Consider the following 19580-nt stretch of genomic DNA (forward strand, 5'->3'; position numbering starts at 1 on the left):
GGAGTCATGATGAGCGCACCGATTCCGGCCGGCAGCCTCCGGCCTGTCCGTACTCTGACCACCGCGGCCGGCATCACCGTCCAGGACCGCGACCGCACCCGGCCGTTCCTGCTGCTGCACGGTGGCGGCGGCGTCCTGACGATGGCCGGCTTCGCCGACCTGCTCGCCGAGCGCACGCACTCCCAGGTGCTGCTGCCGACGCACCCCGGCTTCGGCGGTACGCCGCGCAACGCGGACCTGACCACCGTCCGGGACCTCGCCGCGGCGTACGTCGCGATGCTCGAGGAGCTCGACCTTGCCGACGTGACCGTGGTCGGGAACTCGTTCGGCGGCTGGCTGGCGGCGGAGATCGCGCTGCGGCACAGCCCGCGGGTCAGCGGAGCGGTGATCGTGGACGGGATCGGCATCGAGGTCGAGGGTCAGCCGCTGACCGACGTGAGCGGGTTCTCCGCGACCGAGATCCAGAAGTTCTCCTGGCACGACCCGAGCAAGGCGCCGGTGCCGGCCGGCGCGGGCGGGACCGGGCCGAGCCCGGACGTGCAGGCGCTGATCGGGTACACCGGGCCGACGATGTCCGACCCGACGCTGGCCGGACGGCTCGGCGGCATCGACATTCCGGTGCATGTGGTGTGGGGCGAGAGTGACCGGATCGCCGGGCCGGAGTACGGCAGGGCGTTCGCCGCGGCGATCCCGCTCGCGACGTACACGCTGCTGCCGCGGACCGGTCACCTGCCGCAGTTGGAGACGCCCGAGGAACTGCTCGGCGCGCTGCTCGGGCTGGGGGCATGATGACGACCCTGACGGTGACCCGGATCGGGCACGCCTGCCAGTTGATCGAGATCGGTGACCGCCGGATCCTCACCGATCCGTGGTTCACCCAGACCTCCACCTACTACCAGGGGGAGCGGGTCGCGGCCACGGTCGCGGACCTCGGCCGGATCGACGCGGTCGTGGTCAGCCACGAGCACTACGACCACTGCGACCTCGACGCGCTCGTCGACGGCGGCTTCGACCTCGACGTAGCGCTGGTGGGACCGGGGACGGTGGCGGCGATCGCGCGGGACAAGGGGTTCCGGGACGTGCGCGCGATCGAGGCGTGGGAGGCGGCCGAGGTCGGCGACGTGCGGGTGACCGCGGCGCCCGGGAAGCACGGCGTGCACGAGATCACGTTCGTGATCCAGGGCGGCGGACGGACCGTGTACTTCGGCGGCGACTCGCTGCGGGTGCCCGAACTGGACACGATTCCCGAGCGGTTCGGCCCGATCGACCTGGCGATCCTGCCGACGAACGGCCTGTGCATCCGGCCGCTCAACCTCGAGCAGGTCGTGATGGACGCCGAGCAGGCGGCCGAGCTGACCGCGGTTCTCGCGCCGACGGTCGCGGTCGCCCAGCACTACGCATTCCACAGCGGCCGGCTCGGCGACCAGATGATCACCAAGGCGGACCAGGACCCGCGCCACTACGCCGACGCGGTCAGGCGCCTCGCCCCACAGGTCGACGTACGACTGGCCCTCCCGGGCGTCCCGGTGAGCATCCGATGAGCCGCACGTTCCTGCCCGACGTCGCGGACGACCTGCCGGCCGGTGAGCGCCCGATGGTGGCGATCGTCCGCGCGATCCCTGGTCACGAGGACGCGTTGGCCGCCGCGATCACCACGCTGACCGAAGCGGTCCGAGCGGAGGCCGGCTGCCGGGAATTCCGCTCGTACCGCAGCATCCCCGAGCCGGGCACGTTCTACCTGTACGAGATCTACGCCGACACACAGGCGTTCCGCGATCACCTCACGACCGATCACGTGGCGCACTTCTTCACCGAGCTCGCCGCCCACAGCACGTCCGGCGCCGGCGCCCTGGTGCAGGTAGTCGAGCTGGCCGCCGGATCAGGTGGTGCTCTCCAGTAGGGACAGGGAGGCGGCGGCTGCGGTGGTGGTGTCGCCGGCTTCGATGGCGGCGGCGAGTGCTTCGTGCCAGGTGTCTCCGCCGGACGAGAACACCTGCAGGCACTGGTCGTCCCGCACGCTCTCGGTGAGGGCTCGGGCGAAGCTCGTGTAGAGCTCGATCAGGACCGGGTTGTGCGAGGCGCGCGCCACGCACAGGTGGAACTCGACGTCGTTGGTGACGAACGCGGCCTCGTCACCCGCCTCGCCTGCGGCGGCCCGGGCGGCGAGCGCCCTGTTCAGTGCGCTGATGTCGGCCTTGGTACGACGGGACGCGGCCAGCCCGGCCGCCACGATGTCCAGGCCGCGGCGGACCTCGACGACGTCGCCGTGTTCGGCCGCGCCGAGCCGGCGCCGGATCGCGACGTCGGTGGCGTCCCGGGCGGTGACGTAGGTGCCGTCGCCCTGCCGGGTGGCGAGCAGACCGGCGTGCACCAGCCCGCGCACCGCCTCGCGGACCGACGCCCGGCTGACGCCGAGCTGACCGACCAGTTCGGTCTCCGACGGGATGCGTTCGCCGACCGCCCAGCGACCCTCGGTGATCTCCTCGCGGAGCTGGGTCCCGACGGACTCGACCAGAGAGACCCGCTCGACCTTTTTCATCGCAGCCTCTTCCTCAAACATCAGATGACTGGTAATCCTATCACCAAGCAACCCCGAGATCCCGGCTCGGCTCCGACGAATATCCTCCAGAGGAGGTCGGTCCGATGCACTCGACTGAATCACCGAACCAGCTCACCTCCGCGCCCGCCGCGGACGCCGTGTCCGTCGTAGGTCGCGTCCTGGACGCGATCCCGTTCAACCGTGCGCACCGCCTGATCCTGCTGATGGTCCTGCTGGGCGCGTTCTTCGACGTGATGGAGGAGAACTCGCTCGGCGCCGTCGGCCCGGCGCTGAAGTCGGTGTGGAACATCTCCACCCCGGAACTCGCCTTCCTGCAGACCGTGACGATCGGCGCGATGATCATCGGCAAGGTGGTCACCGGCGCGCTCGGTGACCACAAGGGCCGCCGGTTCGCGCTCGCGTTCAACCTCGCGATCTACTGCCTCGGCGCGCTGGTCTGCGCGCTCGCCCCGGGGTACGCCGTCCTCGCGATCGGCCGGTTTATCGTCGGCGTCGGCCTCGGCGGTGAGATCGCGGCCGGTATGACGATGCTCAGCGAACTGGTGTCGACGAAGTACCGCGGCGCGGTGGTCGCCTCGCTGAACGTCGGCGCCGGCGGCTTCGGCAACGTCGTCTCGTTCGGCTTCGCGGCCGTCGTCCTGGGTCCGCTCGGCAACTTCTTCGGCGGCCCGGACAACAGCTGGCGCTGGATGTTCGGCCTGCTGGTGCTGCCCGCGCTGCTGGTGCTCGTGTACCGGCGGTTCCTCCCGGAGACGCCGCGGTACCTGGCCTCCCGCGGCCGGATCGACGATGCGAACGGCGTACTGACCCGACTGGCCAACGGCCGCCTGAAGGACCGCGGCGGACCGGTCACGCCGTACATCCAGCACACCGGAGCGGCGCCGAAGGTCGAGAAGGTACGGCTGTCCGAGGTGTTCCGCGGCGTGCTGCTGCGGCGTACGGCGGCCCTCGCGGTGATCTCGTGGATGACCTTCGGCGCGCAGGTGACCGTCCTCGTGCTGATGCCGACGATCCTGGTCGAGCAGGGCTACACGATCACCAAGAGCCTCGCGTTCACGATGGTGATGAACCTCGGCAGCCTGTTCGGTGCCGCCGCGGCGACCTGGGCGGCGTTGCGGCTGCCGCGCCGCGCGGTGATCACCGGCGGTGCCGTCGCGGCCTGCGCGGCCGCGCTCGCCTTCGGGTTCCTGGCCAAGTCGCCGGCGTTGGTGCTGATCCTCGGCGCACTCTTCCAGTTCTTCGTGCTGCTGCTGAACAGCACGATCTTCGCGTGGGCTCCGGAGCTGTATCCGACCCGGGTCCGCGCGTTCGGCACCGCGATGGTGGCGGTCCAGGGCAATGTCGCCGGGGCGTTCGTCCCGATCGGCGCCGGGCTGCTGCTCGACCGCGCAGGCGTGGTCGCGGTGTTCGTCCTGATCGCCGCCATGTACTGCGTGATGGCGATCACGAGCCGGTTCGCGCCGGAGACGCACGGCCGCTCGCTCGAGGACATCAACTCCGACACGACTCAGGGAGTCTCATAATGGATCGCTTGCACGTCACCGCCACCTCGCACTGGCCGAACTACCTGCCGGAGTACGTCGCCCGCGAGCTCGGGTACTACCAGGCCGAGGGCCTGGAGTTCTCCCGGTCCGCGCCGGACGACTGGACGCAGGTACTGCGGGACCTCGAAGGCGGCACCGCGGACGTCGTACTGGGCGGCCTGTGGGTGCCCGCGATGTACCACGGCCGGGGCCGCGAGTACCGGGCCTTCGCGCAGCTGAACGCGCGCAACCCGAAGGCGCTGGTGACCCGCGAGCCGGTCGCGGACTTCGACTGGAACGACCTCGAGGGCAAGATCGTGCTCGCCCCGGGCGCCGGCGGCACGGCGCCGTTCGTGCACACCGCCGGGCTGATGCGCGCGGCCGGTGTCGACATGTCGAAGGTGCGCTGGGTCCGCGACCTGTCCGGGTCGATGCTTACCGAGTTGTTCCTCGGAGGGATGGGCGACGCGTTGGTCACGGACCTGGTGAACGCGTCGTTCATGGAGCACCGCAAGGAGGCGTTCGTTGCCGTCCGCCACGATCGGGCCGGCGGCCTGATGCCGAACAGCGTGTACTACACGACCGACGACGTACTCGCCCGGGAGGACCAGCTCGTGCCGCGGTTCTACCGCGCGCTGCAGAACGCGTACGACTGGCTGAAGGCGCACGAGGCGGCCGAGCTGACCGACCTGCTGGCGCGGGAGTGGCCGTCGCTGGACACCGGCGTCCTCGTCTCGATCGTCGACGATCTGCGCGCGAGCGGGATCTGGGACGACCTGCGGATCAGCGAGGAGGGGTACGCCGAATGGATGCGGATCCTGGTCGAGGACGGGCTGCTCGACGAGGTGCCGGCGTACGGCGACCTGGTCCGAGGAGTGTCATGAGTGCGCGGCCGATCCTGGCGCTCAGCCGCGCGGAGATCGCGAAGACGCTCGAGATGCCGGCCGTCATCGAGGCGGTGGAGAACGCGCACGCCGCACTGTCCACCGGCGCCGCGGTGCAGGCTGAGCGGTCCACCGTCGAGGTTCCCGGCTGTACGACGTTGCTCGTGCCGATGACGGCGGCGATCGGGTCGCGGGCGGCGGGTATCAAGCTGCTCACCGACACCCCGGCCAACCTGGCGCGGGACTTGCCGGTGCAGCAGTCGACGATCCTGCTGGTGGACCCGGAGACGGGTACCTGCGAGGCGATTCTGGACGGGCCTGCCCTCACCTTGTTCCGTACTGCGGCTGCTTCTGCGGTTGCTACCAAGTACCTGGCGCGGGGTGGGGCGCGGACGGTCGGGTTCGTGGGTGCGGGGGCGCAGGCGCGGGCTCATCTGGAGGCGCTTGCCTGTGTTCTCGATATCGGGCGGGTTGTGGTGTGGAGCAGGACGAAGGCTCGGGTCGAGGGGTTTGCTGCGCATGCCCGGGACCGTGGTTGTGAGGTGGTTGTTGCCGAGGGCCCCGAAGAGGTCGTGCGGGCGGTGGACGTGGTGTGTACGTTGACGCCTTCGCGGGAGCCGATCGTGCGCGGGGAGTGGTTCGCGCCGGGGTTGCACGTGAACGCGGTCGGGGCGCCGCCGCGGCCGGATTACCGGGAGATCGACAGCGACGGCATCGCCCGGAGCACGGTCGTCGTCGACAGCTACGACGTCGTACGGCGGGAGTCCGGCGACGTCCTGGTACCGCTGGCCGAGGGCCGGATCACCGCGGAGCACTTCGCGACCGAGCTCGGTGACGTGGTCGCCGGCGTCCGGCCAGGACGCCGTACCGACGAGGAGATCACGCTGTTCGACTCGGTCGGCCTCGGGCTGCAGGACATGGCGGCCGCGCGGCTCGCCGTGGACGCGGCCCGCCGGACCGGGCTCGGCGTCGAGCTGCGACTCAACTAGACGTGTGGCCCGCCGCTCGCCGGGATCGAGACGGCGGGCCACACCCCGAACTTCGACAAGGAGCGACATGCCCACACCGAGCCCCGGATACTCGATCACCGCACGGGTCGAGGCGCCCGCCGCACCGCACATCACCACCGCGCTGACCACCGCGATCGGCGCGGCCGGCGGCGCACTGACCGCGCTCGACGTGGTCGAGTCCCGCGCGGACCGGATCGTCGTCGACGTGACCTGCGACGCGGTCGACGTGAACCACGCGGCCGCCCTGGAGAAGGCGCTCGGCGCGGTCGAGGGCGTCGTCGTCCGGAAGGTCAGCGACCGGACGTTCCTGCTGCATCTCGGCGGCAAGCTGACGGTGGTGCCGAAGGTGCCGCTGAAGCACCGCGACGACCTGTCCCGCGCGTACACCCCGGGTGTCGCCCGGGTCTGTCAGGCGATCGCGGAGAACCCGGCCGACGCGCGCCGGCTGACGATCAAGCGGAACACGGTCGCGGTCGTCACCGACGGCTCGGCGGTCCTCGGGCTCGGCAACATCGGCCCGGCGGCGGCGCTGCCGGTGATGGAGGGCAAGGCCGCGCTGTTCCAGCAGTTCGCCGGCGTGGACGCCTGGCCGGTCTGCCTGGACACCCAGGACACCGACGCGATCGTGGAGATCGTCCGCGCGATCGCTCCCGTGTACGGCGGCGTGAACCTGGAGGACATCGCGGCGCCGCGCTGCTTCGAGATCGAGAAGCGGCTGCGGGACCTGCTCGACATCCCGGTGTTCCACGACGACCAGCACGGTACGGCGATCGTCGTACTGGCGGCGCTGACGAACGCGCTGCGGGTGGTCGGCAAGCGGATCGAGGACGTCCGGATCGTGGTGTCCGGGGTCGGCGCGGCCGGGCATGCGATCATCCGGCTGCTCGCCGCCCAGGGTGCCGGCGAGATCGTCGCCTGCGGGCGGACCGGCGCGGTGCACGCGGGGCAGACCGGGCTGGACGAGTACCGCGGCTGGATCGCGGCGAACACCAACCCGCGCGGCGAGACCGGCACGCTGACCGAGGTCCTGCCCGGGGCGGACATCTTCATCGGCGTCTCCGGTCCGGGCCTGCTGACCGGCGACGACATCGCCACGATGGCCGGCGGCGCGATCGTGTTCGCGCTCGCGAACCCGGACCCGGAGGTGGACCCGGCCGCGGCCGGCGAGCACGCCGCCGTGGTCGCGACCGGGCGCTCGGACTACCCGAACCAGATCAACAACGTGCTCGCGTTCCCCGGGTTCTTCCGCGGCATGCTCGACGCCGGTGCGCACGAGATCACCGACGCCGTGATGCTGGCCGCCGCGGACGCGATCGCGCACTCGGTCGCGGCCGAGGAGCTGAACGCGACGTACATCGTCCCGAGCGTGTTCGACCCTGCCGTCGCACCAGCGGTCGCCGCGGCCGTCCGGAAGGTGGCCGAATGCGCATCCTGATCGCGAACGTCAACACGACCCGGGCGATGACCGAGACGATCCGCGCGTCGGCGGCGGCGTACGCGTCCGAGGGCACCGAGATCATCGGCCTCACCCCGGACGTCGGACCCGAGTCGGTGGAAGGCAACTTCGAGAGCTACCTGGCCGCGGTCGCGGTGATGGACGCGGTCGTACGGTACGACGCCAAGTACGACGCCGTGATCCAGGCCGGGTACGGCGAGCACGGGCGGGAGGGGCTGCAGGAGCTCCTCGACGTACCGGTCGTCGACATCACCGAGGCGGCCGCGCAGGTCGCGATGCTGGTCGGGCGGAGCTACTCGGTGGTGACGACGCTCGACCGCGCCGTACCGCAGATCGAGGACCGGCTGCTGCTGGCGGGGCTGTCGGCGCGGTGTGCGTCGGTGCGGGCCAGCGGGCTCGCCGTACTGGAGCTCGAAGCCGATCCGGAGCGCGCGGTCGAGGCGATCGTCGAGCAGTCGGTCAAGGCGGTGACGGAGGACCGGGCCGAGGTGATCTGCCTGGGCTGCGGGGGAATGGCCGGCCTGGACCGCAAAGTCGCCGCGGCCACCGGAGTGCCGGTGGTGGATGGGGTAGCGGCGGCCGTGCAGCTGGCGGAGTCATTGGTCCGGCTCGGACTGTCGACCAGCAAGGTCCGCACCTATGCCGCGCCGCGGCCGAAAATCCTCACCGGCTGGCCGCTGGGGACGTAACAAGAACTGACTTTTCAGAATCGCTTGAAACGTCAGACGACTGGTAATCATACTAAACCGCACCGAGATCCCGGCTCGACAGCAGAATCCCTTGTCAGTAGGAGGTCGGCCATGAACCCCTCGGATGTACGCAGCACCGAAACGCCGCAAGCGAACAGTCGCCTCTCGGAGGTGATGGACCGGATCGGCTGGACCCGCGCGCACTGGGTGGTGGCCGGCCTGGTCCTGGCCGGGATGTTCTTCGACGCGCTCGAACAGGACACCACCGGCGCCATCACCGAAGGGCTGAAGGCCTCCTTCGGGATGGGGACCGCGGATCTCGCGTTCCTGAACACCGTGATGATCATCGGCGGACTGGTCGGCCGGCTCGGCACCGGCTACCTCGCGGACCGCAAGGGCCGCCGGTACGCGCTCTCGTTCAACCTGTTGCTGTACACGCTCGGCGGCATCCTGAGCGCGATCGCGCCGAACCAGACCTTCCTCGAGGTGTCCCGGTTCATCGTCGGGATCGGCCTCGGCGGCGAGTTCACGGTCGGGCTCGCGCTGGTCACCGAGATGGTCGCGACGAAGTACCGCGGCACCGTCGCCGCCTCGCTGAACATCGGCTCCGGCGGCGTCGGGAACTTCGTTGCCTTCGGCCTCTTCCTGATCGTGCTCGGCCCGCTGAACGACTCGCTCGGCGGGACCTCGGCGAGCTGGCGGTGGCTGTACGTGCTGCTCGCCGTACCCGCGCTGCTGATCGTCTTCATCCGGCGGTACATGCCCGAGTCTCCGCGGTTCCTGCTCTCCAAGGGCCGGCTGCACGAGGCGAACGAGGCGCTCACGACGCTCGCGTCCGGCCGGCTCGGCCGCAAGGGTAGCGCGCCGGTCACGCAGTACCTGACCGAGCAGGACATCCCGGATGTCGTCGGCCAGACGGTGCCGTTGCGGACACTCGTGTCGGTCGGCTCGCTGCGACGTACGGCGGCCATCGGGGTCGCGTCGTGGATGTCGTTCGGTGCGCAGATCACGCTGCTGGTGCTGATGCCGACGATCCTCGTTGCCCAGGGCTACAGCATCAGCTCGAGCCTGGCGTTCACGATGGTGATGAACCTCGGCAGCCTGCTCGGTGCCTGCGCCGCGGCCCTGGTCGCGCGGAACGTCGGCCGCCGGACGACGGTCGTCAGCGCGGCGGTCCTCGGCTGCGGAGCGGCGGTCGCGTTCGCCACCTTCGCCCACGGTACGACGCTGATCCTGCTGCTCGGCGGCACGTTCCAGTTCTTCGCGCTGCTGCTGAACACCACGCTCGCCGCCTGGTCGCCGGAGGTCTACCCGACCGAGGTGCGGGCGCTCGGCTGCTCGATCGTCAACGGGATCGGCAACGTGTCCGGTGCCGTGATGCCGCTGATCGCGGTCCCGGTCTTCGCCGCCTGGGGGATGAGCGGCGTGTTCCTGATGCTCGCGCTGATGTACGTCGTGCTCGCGATCGCCGCCCGGTTCGCGCCGGAGACGTACCGGCTGTCGCTCGAGCAGATCAACCAGAGCCAGATCTGAGAGAGGAAACGTCCTGTGAGGGAATACAGCACCCCGGTCGACTACCGGCGGATGGAGTCGCTGCTGCGCGACTTCGAACCGAGCTTCGACTTCGAGCCGGCCGCACAGATCGGCGAGGCGGAGTACGCCGACCGGATCGAGCGGCTCCGCCGGGAGGCGACGGTCGCGGGCCTCGACGCGCTGCTCGTGCACGCCAGCCTGGTCGGCTGGTACCACACGTCGAACCCGTTCCTGCGGTACCTGTGCGACTGGATGCGGGAAGGGGTGCTGATCCTTCCGACGGATGCGGATCTCGAACCCGAACTGCTGTCGTTCTGGACCGAGTCCGCGGTCGTGCCGCCGGGCGGTGAGCCGGTGCTGGTCGGCGACATCTGGCAGATCTCGCCGTTCGGCCGCGAAAGCGTGAACCGCCCGGGATCCCCGCTGCGGAAGACGATCGACGGCTGCGTCGGCGTCCTGCGGCGGCTCGGGCTGGCGGGCGGATCGCTCGGGCTGATCGGCGACGACACCGCCGCGACGTTCTTCGCCGGACTGCGCGAGGAGCTGCCGCGGACGGCGTTCACGAACGCGACCGAGATGATCCTGCGGATGCAGCGGGTCCGGTCGGCGGCCGAGATCGACATCATCCGCTCCGCGGGCGAGCTGATCGGGATCGGCTGGGAGGCGTTGTGCCACGTCGTACGGCCCGGTGTCACGGACTACGAAGCGTACGCGGCGTTCTCGTACGCGCAAATGGCGCGCGGCGGTGAGACCGGCGACGGGTACCAGATCGGCGCGAACCGGTACGGCACGCTCTGCGGGAAGCCGTACGGGCACGTCCTCACCGAGGGCGACCTGCTCAACCTGTACATCTCGAACGTCACCTACCTCGGGTACTGCGCACAGGCCGCGCGGATGCTGGTCGTCGGTACGGCGACCGCGCAGCAGGACGAGGTCCTCGAGATGACGGTCGACGCCGTACGGCGGGCCGAGGCGCTGATCCGGCCGGGCGTGAAGTTCAGCGAACTGCACGACGCCGCGTTCGAGGCGTACGTCGAACGCGGGTACCTGAAGTCCAAGGAGACCCGGACGATGCCGTTCAACTGGGAGGCGATGCCGGACGGCTCACCGCGCCAGGTGAAACGCCAGTACGTCGAGGACGCGGACTGGGAGGCCCAGGGCCGGCGCCTGATGCACGTCTGGCCGGCAGCACCCGGGCCGCACAACCCGAACCTCGGGCACGCGATCGGGATGCCGAAACTCCCGCAGTACAACGTCACCTCGCACAACACCGACCGGATGGAGCCGGGCATGGTGTTCGTCCTGCACGCGCAGTGGGTCGACCCGCTGGTGGCCGGCTCGAACCTCGGCGACCTGTACGTCGTGACCGAGGACGGCTACGAGAACCTGACCCGCCGGACCTCGGTCGAGCCCTACCGAACGGAGACCTCCGCATGACCACGCTCAAGCTCAGCTCGATGGCGCACGGGCTCAACTACCTCCCGGAATACGTTGCGCGTGGCAACGGGATCTTCACCGCGAACGGGCTCTCGGTGCCGTACACCCTGCACGACCCGTGGGACGGCATCATGCACGCCCTCGCCGACGGCACGGCCGACGTCGCGCTCGGCGGGGTGTGGGTGCCGGCGATGTACTCGGGCCGCGGCAAGGACTTCGTCGCGATCGCGCAGCTCAACGACCGGTTCCCGATGTGCATCGTGACCCGGGAGCGGGTCGACGGCTTCGAGCTGTCCTGGCTGCGCGACCGCACGATCCTGGTCCCCGGCCAGGGCGGCACGGCACCGGCCGAGTTCACCCGCGGGTTGATGCGCGAGGCCGGCCTCGACCCGTGGCAGACCCGGTTCGCCCACGACCTGTCGATGCCGATGCTGTACGACCTGTACGTCGGCGGCCTCGGCGACGCGTTCCTCACCGACCTCGTCACCGCGCTGGAACTGCAGCGCGCCGGCCTCGGCCACCTCGCGTACCTGCACGCCGAGCGCGGCGGCCGGATGCCGAACAGCGTGTACTACGTACTCCGCGAACGCCTCGACGAGCTCACGCCCGCGCTCGTCCCGTTCGTGAAGTCGATCGACCAGGCCATGCGGCAACTCCGCGACGGCACGGTCACCGACCTGACCGGGCTCTTCGCCGCGGAGTGGCCCGACGCCGACCCGTCGACACTGCTGGCCGCCACCGAGTTGCTGATCAAGCACGGCGTCTGGAACTCCGCCCGGGTGGACCGCGCCGCCCTCGAACGCTGGACCGGCATCCTGCACACCGCGGGTCTGACCGTCGACCATGTCAAGTACGACGACATCATCGCGACCGTGGACTGATTCTCAGTCGGGCACGAAGAAGTCCATGTCCTGCCACAGGCTGTCGACGTGCGAGATCGCGGTCCGGCTGCGCTGCGGCTCGATCGCGATCAAGGCCGCGGCCAGCCCGTACGCGAGGCTGGTGGCGACGGTCATCGAGCGGAAGTTCGAGATGCCCTCGGCGGGGATGATCAGCACGTGGTCGGCGTGATCGGCGGCGGGGGAGTGCCGGGTGTCGGTGACCGCGCACGTGGTCGCGCCGACCTGCTGCGCGAACCGAAGGGCCGCGACGGTCTGCTTGTAGTGCTGCCAGAAGCTGAACGCGACCACGCAGTCGTCGCTGGTCAGCCGGGCGAGTGCGTTCGCCAGGTGCGCGCCGCCGCGGTCCTCCAGCGCGATGTCGTACCCGCGACTGGCCGCCATCATCGCGAGCCCCTGCGCGGGCAGCGCGTGCGTCCCGGTCGCGACGACCAACGTCCGGGGCGCCGCGTGGATCGCCTCCACCACCGCGGCGCCGGCGGTGAAGTCGAACGAGTGCAGACAGGACTGCAGGTTCTCCGCGTCCCGCGCGAACGCGGTCGCCAGGACGCCGGCGTGCCCCGTCGTGGGGGCGCCGGCGTCGACGTCGTACCGGCGGACGACGTACACCGAACGGAACTCGGCCTGGAACTGCGGCCAGCCGGCGAACCCGAGCGACTGCGCGAACCGGACCACGGTCGCGCCGTTCACCTCCGCCCGCTCGGCCACCTCGGCGGCCGTCGCGTACGACGCGAAGCTGGGCTGGGTGGACACCACGCGCCGGACCCGCTCGGCCTTCGGGCCCAGCCGCGTACCGGGGGACCGGGCGTCCAGCCACTCGCCCACCGTATGGACCTGGTCAGTCATCACCCCATTGTGCCGGATGCACGAAATATTGCACCAGCTATTGCATGCATGAATTCATGCATCTACTGTCCTGGGCATCCACCCGCTGAAGGAGGCTCCGATGACCGTCGACATCCCTGCGTCCGGCCGGACCCTGCTGGACCGCCTGGAACGCCTGCCGCTGTCCCGTCCGCACCTGATGCTGCTGCTGATCGGCGGCCTTGGGATCGCGTTCGACGGGATGGACGGCTCACTGGTCTCGTACCTGCTGCCGGCCGTCAAACCCCTGTGGCACCTCGCCCCGTGGCAGATCGGGCTGGTCGGCAGCTCGCTGCTGATCGGCATCCTGGTCGGCGCGCTGAGCGCCGGCATCGTCGGCGACGCGATCGGCCGCCGCAAGGTGATGATGTACGCGCTCGCGCTGTACTGCTTCGCCACGCTGATCGCGGCGTTCGCGCCGTCCTGGGAGCTGTTCTTCGGCGCCCGGATCGTCGCGGGCGTCGGCGTCGGTGCGGAGGCCGCGATCATCCCGGCCTTCATCGCCGAGTTCATCCCGGCCCGGTCCCGCGGCCTGCTGGTCGGCGCGGTCGCCGGGTTCTTCTCCGCCGGGTACGTCGTGTCCGCGCTGCTCGGCCGGTTGTTCGTACCGGCGTTCGGCAACGGCTGGCGGGTCGCGCAGGTACTGACCGCGCTGCCGGTGCTGATGCTGCTCTGGTGGCGCCGCGGTCTGCCGGAGTCGCCGCGCTGGCTGATCCAGCAGGGCCGGTACGCCGAGGCGGGCGCGGTCGTCGACGCGCTGGAAGACGCCGTACGGGCATCCGGCAAGGTCGTCCCGCCGGTGCCCGCGCAGGCGCCGCAGACGACATTATCCGTGCCGCGGGCGACGAAGCCCGGCGCGGGGTTGATCCTCATGTGGCGCGACGGGCTGGCCCGGCGTACCGCTGTCTTGTGGTTGTTGTGGATCTCGATCACGTTCGCGTTCTACGGGTTCTTCACCTGGATCCCGACGCTGCTCGTCGAACGCGACCTGACGATCTCGAAGAGCCTCAGCTACGCCTTGCTGATCACGGTCGCGCAGATCCCCGGGTACTACACCGGCGCCTACCTGAACGAGCGGCTGGACCGGAAGTGGACGATCGCGTTCTACCTGACGGCCGGCTCGGTGTCGGCGTTGCTGATGGCCAACGCCGGGAGCAACGGGCAGTTGCTCGTGTACGGCATCCTGCTGTCGTTCTTCATGAACGGGACGTACGCCGGGTTGTACGCGTACACGCCGGAGGTGTACCCGACGGCGATCCGGGCGACCGGCATGGGGACGGCATCCGCGGTCGGGCGGCTCGGCGGGATCAGCGCCCCGATCCTGATCGGCGTGCTGTTCACCTCGATCGGGTTCCTCGGGGTGTTCTCGATGATCGCGGCCGCGCTGCTGCTCGGTGCGCTGGCGATCCTCACACTCGGGTTGTCGACCCGCGGCCGGCAGCTGGAGGACCTCGACCCCGATTACGCGGTCGCGCACAACTCGGTCGGTGTCGCGGAAGTGGCGAACTGATCATGGACACGGTGTTCGTCAACGCGACCGTCCTCGACGTCCGGCAAGGATTGCTGGTCGAGGACCAGGAAGTTGCCGTCCGCAACGGCCGGATCGAGTCCGGCGGACGGCGTGATGGGCAGGTGATCGACCTGCACGGGCGGGTGCTGATGCCTGGGCTGATCGACTCGCACGTCCACGTCACGCAGGGCAGTGAGAGCTTCGTGGAGCTGAAGTCGTGGCCGGCGTCGTACGCGGCGCTGCGGTCCGCACAGACTCTGAACGACATGCTGCATCGTGGGTTTACCACCGTCCGGGATCTTGGTGGCGCCGAGGCCGGGTTGGCGCGGGCGCTTCGGGAAGGGCTGATCGAGGGACCGCGGCTGCTGTACGGCGGGCCGATCCTGGCGCCGACGGGCGGGCACGTACTGACCCGGATCTGCGACGGGCCGGTCGAGCTGCGGCGGGCGATCCGGGAGCAGCTGGCGCAGGGGGCGCAGCACATCAAGCTCACGTTGAGCGGAGGCGTGGTGTCTTCGATGGCGCTGGACGCGCTGGCGTACTCCGAGGAGGAGATCCGCGCCGCGGTCGAGGAGGCGGGGTTCGGGCACGGGTATGTCGCCGGGCACGCGTACTCGGCCGCGTCGGTGAACCGGGCGATCCGGTACGGCGTGCGGACGATCGAGCACGGGAACCTGATCGACGCGGAGAGTGTCGAGCTGTTCCTCGAGCACGGTGCCTTCCTGGTGCCGACGTTGGCGACCTTCGACGCGCTTCGGCGGAGTGGAGCGGAGCATCTGACTCCTGAGGGCAAGGGAAAGCTCGACACCATTCTCGAGCGCGGGCTGGAGGCGCTGGAGCTGGCCGATCGGGCGGGAGTGGCGATCGGGTACGGGACCGATCTGCACGGGGCGTTGCACGCTCATCAGCTGGACGAGTTCACGTTGCGCGCCGAGGTACAGAAGCCGGCCGACATCCTGCGGTCCGCGACGGTCGTCGGCGCGGAGATCGCGGGGCTGGTGGGCGAGGTGGGGGAGATCCGCGACGGCGCGTGCGCCGACCTGCTCGTCGTCGACGGCAACCCGCTCGAGGACATCGCCGTACTGACCGAACCGGAACGCCGGCTGCGCCTGATCATGCGGGCCGGCCGGATCGTCAAGAACACGCTGGACAAGGAGACTGCCTGATGTGCCGTGACCACGACGAGCTCGACCCCCTCCCCACCACCGTCACCCGCCGGGGCGTCATCGGCGGCGCGATGGCCGTGATCGGCGCCGGCCTGGCGGCCGCCGGCCTCCCCGCCGAGGCGATGGCCGCAGGCGGCGGTGCCTCCACGGGCGGAACAGGAGCGGCCCGGGCCGCCTCGGGTGGGTCGTCGGGCGTGGGCTCGCCTGCGGCTGGACGCGCCGGGCTCGGGCGCCCGCCGGTACCGGGTGCGGTGGTCGTCGAGGGCGGCACCTTGCTCGACCCGCTCACGGGGCAGGTGGTCGAGGACGCGGTCGTCGTACTGGACCGTGGGAAGGTAGTGGCCTCCGGCAACCGTTCGCAGACCCGGGCGGCGGCTGCCGCGGTGCAGGGGCAGGTGATCGACGCGGGTGGCCGGTGGATCCTGCCGGGGCTGGTCGACGTGCATGTGCACGAGAACGCGGTCGCCGACGCGCATGCCGCGCTGGTCCTCGGCGCGACGACGGTGCGCAGTGGTACGTCGGACTTCTACCAGGACATCGGTCTCCGGGCGCTCGGCCCGTGGGCGCCGGGCGTCGTACCGCGGATGCGCGCGACCGGGACCTTCATCACCCCGGACCTCGGTACGACGATCATCGGCGACCCGGCGCTCGCCCCGCTGGCCGGCGGCGTACGTACCCCGCAGGAGCTGCGGTACATGACGTCGGTCAACCTCGACCGCGGCGTCGACTGGGTGAAGACCCGGGTGAACCCGCGCGCCGGGATCCCCGACCAGGACCCGCTCGTCCAGGTGTACGACTACGAGCAGATCCGCGCGATCGTCACCGAGGCCGGCAACCGCGGCGTCGGCGTGATGTGCCACAGCTACAGCGAGAAGGCGATCGACGACGCGGTCCGGGCCGGGATCAGGACGCTCGAGCACGGCGTGTTCGTCGGCGAGCAGACGCTGCTCCGGATGGCCCGGCAGAACACGTACTTCACGCCGACGATGTCCGCGATCAACGGGCTGAAGGACTCGCCGAACCCGATCCTGAAGCAGCGCGGCGAGCAGTTCTTCCCGGTCCTGCAGGCCGCCGTACGCCGGGCCGCCGAGCTCGGCGTCAACGTGGTCGCGGGGACGGACTCGTTCGGTCTCGCGGTGGACCCGATCGGCGGCGAGGTCCGGCTCCTGCACGAGGCCGGGATGAGCGCCCTCGACGCGATCCGCGCCGCCACCACCGGTGCCGCCCGCCTGCTCGGCCTGCAGAACACGGTCGGCCGCCTCGCCCGCGGCTACGCCGCCGACCTGATCCTCGTCGACAGCAGCCCCCTCGACACCCCCGCCGTACTCGAGAAGCCCCACCTCGTCATCGCGAACGGCACCGTCGTCGGCGGGTGATTTGAACACCCGGTGGGGTCGGGCGACAGGCAATAGCTTGTTCAGCGACCCCGCCGCTTGTTCAGCGGGTGATGCGGTCGACGCGGTGGCCGGTGTGGTCGAAGACGTGGATGCGGGTGGTGTCGAGGGCCAGGTGGACGCGGGTGCCGCGTTGGAGTTCGGTGTCGACGGGGAGTTCGACGACGAGGTCGGCGCGGCGGTGGGTCGGGCCGTGCGGCTCGGGTTCGGGGGCGGGCGGTGCGGCGAGGCCGATCCGGGTACGGAGGCGGGTGAGGAGCGTCGGTCCCGGGGCCGTGGCCGGGATCGCGTGCGCGGGAGTCGGCCGGCCGATCCGGTCGGGGTCGGCGACCTCGATACCGCACTGGACGAACGCGATCGACTGCTGGCCGTGGAACTCGAACGCGCGGATCGTCCCGGTCAGCTGGTTCGGCGCGTCCTCGCCGGCGATCAGGCGGAACGCGTTCGAGCGGGCGCCGACGATCACCGGGGCGCCGTGGTGGTGCCGCAGGATCAGCGACCGCCGGTCGGTCGGGTCGAGGCCGATCGACTGGCCGCCGAACTCGAGCCGGACCCGGTGGTGTGCGGTCACGTTCACGGTCGCGGCCAGGAGGTTGATCCGCGGCGTCCCGAGGAAACCGGCCACGAACGCGGTCGCCGGGTCGTTGTAGACCTGGGTCGGCGTACCGACGTCCTCGATCCGGCCGTCGCGCATCACCGCGATCCGGTCCGCGAGCGTCAGCGCCTCGACCTGGTCGTGCGTGACGTACAGGGTGGTGACCTTCAGGTCGCGGGTCATCGCGCCGATCTCCTGCCGGAGCTCGGTCCGCATCGTCGCGTCCAGGTTCGACAACGGTTCGTCGAGCAGGAACACCTGCGGCCGCCGGACCAGCGCGCGCCCGATCGCGACCCGCTGCCGCTGGCCGCCGGACAGCGTGCGCGGCATCCGGTCCAGCACCGACTCGATGCTGAGGATCTGCGCCAGCCCGGCCGCGGTCGTCCCGGCCTCGGCGTCGCCGTGCCCGGCGATCTGCAGCGGGAACATGATGTTCTCCTGGACCGTCCGGTTCGGGTACAGCGCGCCGGTCTGGAACACCATCGCGACACCGCGGTCCCGCGGCGCCATGTTCGTACCGTTGGTCCGCCCGAACCAGACCTCGCCCTCGGTCACCCGCTCGAGCCCGGCGATCATCCGCAGCAGCGTGGTCTTCCCGCACCCGGACGGCCCGAGCAGCACCATGAACTCGCCGTCACCGATCTCCAGCGACAACTCGTCCACGGCCACGTGTTCACCCTCGAACACCTTGGACACCGCGTCGAGCCGGATCGCCGTCATGTACGCCTTATACGGGACACACAGGGCCACCGGCAAGAACTACTGCATGTAGATGCAAGTAGTCGCTGAATACTTGACTGTTGCCTATAGCAACTAGCTGGTGATGGTTGAGCCGTTGACGACCACCGTGCCGAGGGTCCCGAGAGGGCTGGTCGGGGCCGGGGTGAACTGGAGGATGTCGGCGCGGGTGCCCGGTTCGAGGCGGCCGCGGTCGTGGAGGCCCAGGAGGTCGGCGGGGGTGGTGGTCGCCATTGTCACGGCGACCTCCAGCGGGAGGTGGTTCGCGGCCCAGCGGAGGCAGTCGAGCAGGGAGGCGCCGCTGCCGGCGAGGTACGGCGTACCGGTCAGGCGGAGGCCGCCGTCGGAGGTGACGGTGACCGCGCCGCCGACCGCGGTCCGGTAGTCGCCCGGCGCGCAACCGGCGAGCGCCGCCGCGTCGCTGGTCAGGACGCAGCGCTCGGCGCCCTTCGCGCGGACCAGCGCGACGAACGTGTCGGCCGGGAGATGGTGGCCGTCGGCAATCAACCCGGCCGTCAGGGCGTCCTCGGTGAGCTGCGCCCAGATCGGGTTCCGGTGCCGGTCGATCAGCGCGGGGAGCCCGTTGCCGAGGTGCGTCGACAACCGTCCGCCCGCCGCCGCGAACGCGTGTACGTCCGCGGCGCTCGCCAGTGAATGACCGACCGACGGCAGTACGCCGCTCGCCGCGAGGTGCCGGGTGAACTCGATCGCGCCGGTGCGCTCGGGGGCGACCGTCATGATCGCGATCGCCCCGTCGGCCGCCGCCTGCCAGCGGTCGAACTCGTCCGCGTCCGGGTCCCGGATCACGGCCGGGTCGTGCGCCCCGCGGGCACCCTCCACGGACGAGATGTACGGGCCCTCCAGATGCAGACCGGGTACGGCGTACCGGACGGCCGGATCGTTCGCGCGGGCCGCGGCGGCCGTCTTCACGAGGGCGGTCGTGGTCGCGTCGTCGGCGGAGATGATCGTCGGGCAGACCGTGGTCACGCCCTGCGCCCAGAGCGCGCGGACGAGCTCGGGCAGCGCGTTGGCCGCCGGGTCGTTGACGTCCAGGCCGCCGTACCCGTTGAGCTGGAGGTCGACCAGCCCGGGGATCAGCAGCAGGTCCGGCGCCGACGGGTGGTCGGCGACCTCCTCGATGCCGGCGGGGGAGTACCGCACCCGCACGCCGCGGCCGTCCGCCGTACGGCCTTCCAGGACCTCACTCGTCACAGTGCGCCTCCACGGGCTCGGGGTTCCGGACCAGATAACTACATCTTGGGACTGACGGCAAAACCTGCTAGTTTGCTGCAAACGTTTGTAGTCTATCACCGTCCCGAGGG

The 19580-nt window shown here is 70.5% G+C and carries 18 protein-coding genes; 14 read left to right on the forward strand and 4 right to left on the reverse strand.

The features are described 5' to 3' along the window. The first annotated feature begins 9 nt into the window (after positions 1-9). From ACQHIV_RS05525 to ACQHIV_RS05535, 3 genes are read left to right on the forward strand one after another with little or no spacing between them, the layout of a single operon-like run. Positions 10-789, forward strand: a complete 780-nt coding sequence (locus ACQHIV_RS05525; RefSeq protein WP_427892309.1) for an alpha/beta fold hydrolase — start codon at positions 10-12, stop codon at positions 787-789. Then, positions 786-1541, forward strand: a complete 756-nt coding sequence (locus ACQHIV_RS05530; protein WP_427892311.1) for an MBL fold metallo-hydrolase — start codon at positions 786-788, stop codon at positions 1539-1541. Before ACQHIV_RS05525 ends, ACQHIV_RS05530 begins: the two co-directional genes overlap by 4 nt. Then, the gene (locus ACQHIV_RS05535) at positions 1538-1900 is read left to right on the forward strand and encodes a putative quinol monooxygenase (RefSeq protein ID WP_427892313.1); all 363 of its coding nucleotides are present in this window, start codon (positions 1538-1540) and stop codon (positions 1898-1900) included. Before ACQHIV_RS05530 ends, ACQHIV_RS05535 begins: the two co-directional genes overlap by 4 nt. Here the strand turns inward: ACQHIV_RS05535 and ACQHIV_RS05540 are convergent. After that, complete coding sequence (locus ACQHIV_RS05540; RefSeq protein WP_427892315.1) at positions 1880-2539, reverse strand: FadR/GntR family transcriptional regulator; 660 nt, start codon at positions 2537-2539, stop codon at positions 1880-1882. The two genes, ACQHIV_RS05535 and ACQHIV_RS05540, sit on opposite strands and share 21 nt — an antisense overlap. A gap of 104 nt (positions 2540-2643) precedes the next feature. Between ACQHIV_RS05540 and ACQHIV_RS05545 the strand changes: the two genes are divergently transcribed. The 8 genes from ACQHIV_RS05545 to ACQHIV_RS05580 all read left to right on the forward strand — a co-directional run bounded on the left by ACQHIV_RS05545 (position 2644) and on the right by ACQHIV_RS05580 (position 11973). Continuing rightward, a complete protein-coding gene (locus ACQHIV_RS05545; protein ID WP_427892317.1) occupies positions 2644-4083 on the forward strand; it encodes an MFS transporter in 1440 nt (479 codons plus the stop codon). Next, complete coding sequence (locus ACQHIV_RS05550; protein ID WP_427892319.1) at positions 4083-4967, forward strand: ABC transporter substrate-binding protein; 885 nt, start codon at positions 4083-4085, stop codon at positions 4965-4967. The genes ACQHIV_RS05545 and ACQHIV_RS05550 overlap by 1 nt, the downstream gene beginning before the upstream one ends. Further along, the gene (locus tag ACQHIV_RS05555) at positions 4964-5956 is read left to right on the forward strand and encodes an ornithine cyclodeaminase family protein (protein WP_427892321.1); all 993 of its coding nucleotides are present in this window, start codon (positions 4964-4966) and stop codon (positions 5954-5956) included. Before ACQHIV_RS05550 ends, ACQHIV_RS05555 begins: the two co-directional genes overlap by 4 nt. A gap of 67 nt (positions 5957-6023) precedes the next feature. After that, complete coding sequence (locus ACQHIV_RS05560; protein WP_427892323.1) at positions 6024-7412, forward strand: NAD-dependent malic enzyme; 1389 nt, start codon at positions 6024-6026, stop codon at positions 7410-7412. After that, entirely contained in the window at positions 7400-8122 is a 723-nt protein-coding gene (locus tag ACQHIV_RS05565; protein ID WP_427892325.1) for an aspartate/glutamate racemase family protein, read from the forward strand. Before ACQHIV_RS05560 ends, ACQHIV_RS05565 begins: the two co-directional genes overlap by 13 nt. Positions 8123-8233: 111 nt before the next feature. After that, entirely contained in the window at positions 8234-9655 is a 1422-nt protein-coding gene (locus tag ACQHIV_RS05570; protein WP_427892327.1) for an MFS transporter, read from the forward strand. A 15-nt stretch (positions 9656-9670) separates the two neighbouring features. Next, the gene (locus tag ACQHIV_RS05575) at positions 9671-11092 is read left to right on the forward strand and encodes a M24 family metallopeptidase (protein ID WP_427892328.1); all 1422 of its coding nucleotides are present in this window, start codon (positions 9671-9673) and stop codon (positions 11090-11092) included. Beyond that, positions 11089-11973, forward strand: coding sequence for an ABC transporter substrate-binding protein (locus tag ACQHIV_RS05580; RefSeq protein WP_427892330.1), 885 nt, complete (start codon positions 11089-11091; stop codon positions 11971-11973). The genes ACQHIV_RS05575 and ACQHIV_RS05580 overlap by 4 nt, the downstream gene beginning before the upstream one ends. Positions 11974-11976: 3 nt before the next feature. Here ACQHIV_RS05580 and ACQHIV_RS05585 read toward each other — a convergent pair whose 3' ends face one another. Next, positions 11977-12837, reverse strand: a complete 861-nt coding sequence (locus ACQHIV_RS05585; protein WP_427892332.1) for a MurR/RpiR family transcriptional regulator — start codon at positions 12835-12837, stop codon at positions 11977-11979. Positions 12838-12937: 100 nt separating this feature from the next. Between ACQHIV_RS05585 and ACQHIV_RS05590 the strand changes: the two genes are divergently transcribed. Genes ACQHIV_RS05590 through ACQHIV_RS05600 form a run of 3 tightly spaced genes read left to right on the forward strand, consistent with a single transcriptional unit; the run spans position 12938 to position 16907 of the window. After that, entirely contained in the window at positions 12938-14365 is a 1428-nt protein-coding gene (locus ACQHIV_RS05590) for an MFS transporter (RefSeq protein WP_427892334.1), read from the forward strand. A gap of 2 nt (positions 14366-14367) precedes the next feature. Further along, positions 14368-15531, forward strand: coding sequence for an amidohydrolase family protein (locus tag ACQHIV_RS05595; RefSeq protein WP_427892336.1), 1164 nt, complete (start codon positions 14368-14370; stop codon positions 15529-15531). Next, positions 15531-16907, forward strand: a complete 1377-nt coding sequence (locus ACQHIV_RS05600; protein ID WP_427892338.1) for an amidohydrolase family protein — start codon at positions 15531-15533, stop codon at positions 16905-16907. The genes ACQHIV_RS05595 and ACQHIV_RS05600 overlap by 1 nt, the downstream gene beginning before the upstream one ends. 61 nt (positions 16908-16968) lie before the next feature. On the opposite strand, the gene ACQHIV_RS05605 is transcribed toward ACQHIV_RS05600, so the two are convergent. Both ACQHIV_RS05605 and ACQHIV_RS05610 read right to left on the reverse strand, forming a co-directional pair. Beyond that, on the reverse strand, positions 16969-18240 hold the full coding sequence (locus ACQHIV_RS05605; protein WP_427892340.1) for an ABC transporter ATP-binding protein: 1272 nt from the start codon (positions 18238-18240) through the stop codon (positions 16969-16971). 93 nt (positions 18241-18333) lie between these two features. Beyond that, complete coding sequence (locus ACQHIV_RS05610) at positions 18334-19470, reverse strand: N-acetylglucosamine-6-phosphate deacetylase (RefSeq protein WP_427892342.1); 1137 nt, start codon at positions 19468-19470, stop codon at positions 18334-18336. Positions 19471-19580 lie beyond the last annotated feature (110 nt).

Source organism: Kribbella polygonati (assembly GCF_050320105.1).
In the GTDB taxonomy this organism is placed as follows: Bacteria; Actinomycetota; Actinomycetes; order Propionibacteriales; family Kribbellaceae; genus Kribbella.

Coding starts and splice junctions, on each gene's coding strand:
- ACQHIV_RS05560 (WP_427892323.1), top strand. CDS start 6,024: ATGCCCACACCGAGCCCCGGATACTCGATCACCGCACGGGTCGAGGCG.
- ACQHIV_RS05530 (WP_427892311.1), top strand. CDS start 786: ATGATGACGACCCTGACGGTGACCCGGATCGGGCACGCCTGCCAGTTG.
- ACQHIV_RS05540 (WP_427892315.1), bottom strand. CDS start 2,539: ATGAAAAAGGTCGAGCGGGTCTCTCTGGTCGAGTCCGTCGGGACCCAG.
- ACQHIV_RS05545 (WP_427892317.1), top strand. CDS start 2,644: ATGCACTCGACTGAATCACCGAACCAGCTCACCTCCGCGCCCGCCGCG.
- ACQHIV_RS05550 (WP_427892319.1), top strand. CDS start 4,083: ATGGATCGCTTGCACGTCACCGCCACCTCGCACTGGCCGAACTACCTG.
- ACQHIV_RS05585 (WP_427892332.1), bottom strand. CDS start 12,837: ATGACTGACCAGGTCCATACGGTGGGCGAGTGGCTGGACGCCCGGTCC.
- ACQHIV_RS05535 (WP_427892313.1), top strand. CDS start 1,538: ATGAGCCGCACGTTCCTGCCCGACGTCGCGGACGACCTGCCGGCCGGT.
- ACQHIV_RS05565 (WP_427892325.1), top strand. CDS start 7,400: ATGCGCATCCTGATCGCGAACGTCAACACGACCCGGGCGATGACCGAG.
- ACQHIV_RS05525 (WP_427892309.1), top strand. CDS start 10: ATGAGCGCACCGATTCCGGCCGGCAGCCTCCGGCCTGTCCGTACTCTG.
- ACQHIV_RS05570 (WP_427892327.1), top strand. CDS start 8,234: ATGAACCCCTCGGATGTACGCAGCACCGAAACGCCGCAAGCGAACAGT.
- ACQHIV_RS05555 (WP_427892321.1), top strand. CDS start 4,964: ATGAGTGCGCGGCCGATCCTGGCGCTCAGCCGCGCGGAGATCGCGAAG.
- ACQHIV_RS05580 (WP_427892330.1), top strand. CDS start 11,089: ATGACCACGCTCAAGCTCAGCTCGATGGCGCACGGGCTCAACTACCTC.
- ACQHIV_RS05595 (WP_427892336.1), top strand. CDS start 14,368: ATGGACACGGTGTTCGTCAACGCGACCGTCCTCGACGTCCGGCAAGGA.
- ACQHIV_RS05605 (WP_427892340.1), bottom strand. CDS start 18,240: ATGACGGCGATCCGGCTCGACGCGGTGTCCAAGGTGTTCGAGGGTGAA.
- ACQHIV_RS05590 (WP_427892334.1), top strand. CDS start 12,938: ATGACCGTCGACATCCCTGCGTCCGGCCGGACCCTGCTGGACCGCCTG.
- ACQHIV_RS05600 (WP_427892338.1), top strand. CDS start 15,531: ATGTGCCGTGACCACGACGAGCTCGACCCCCTCCCCACCACCGTCACC.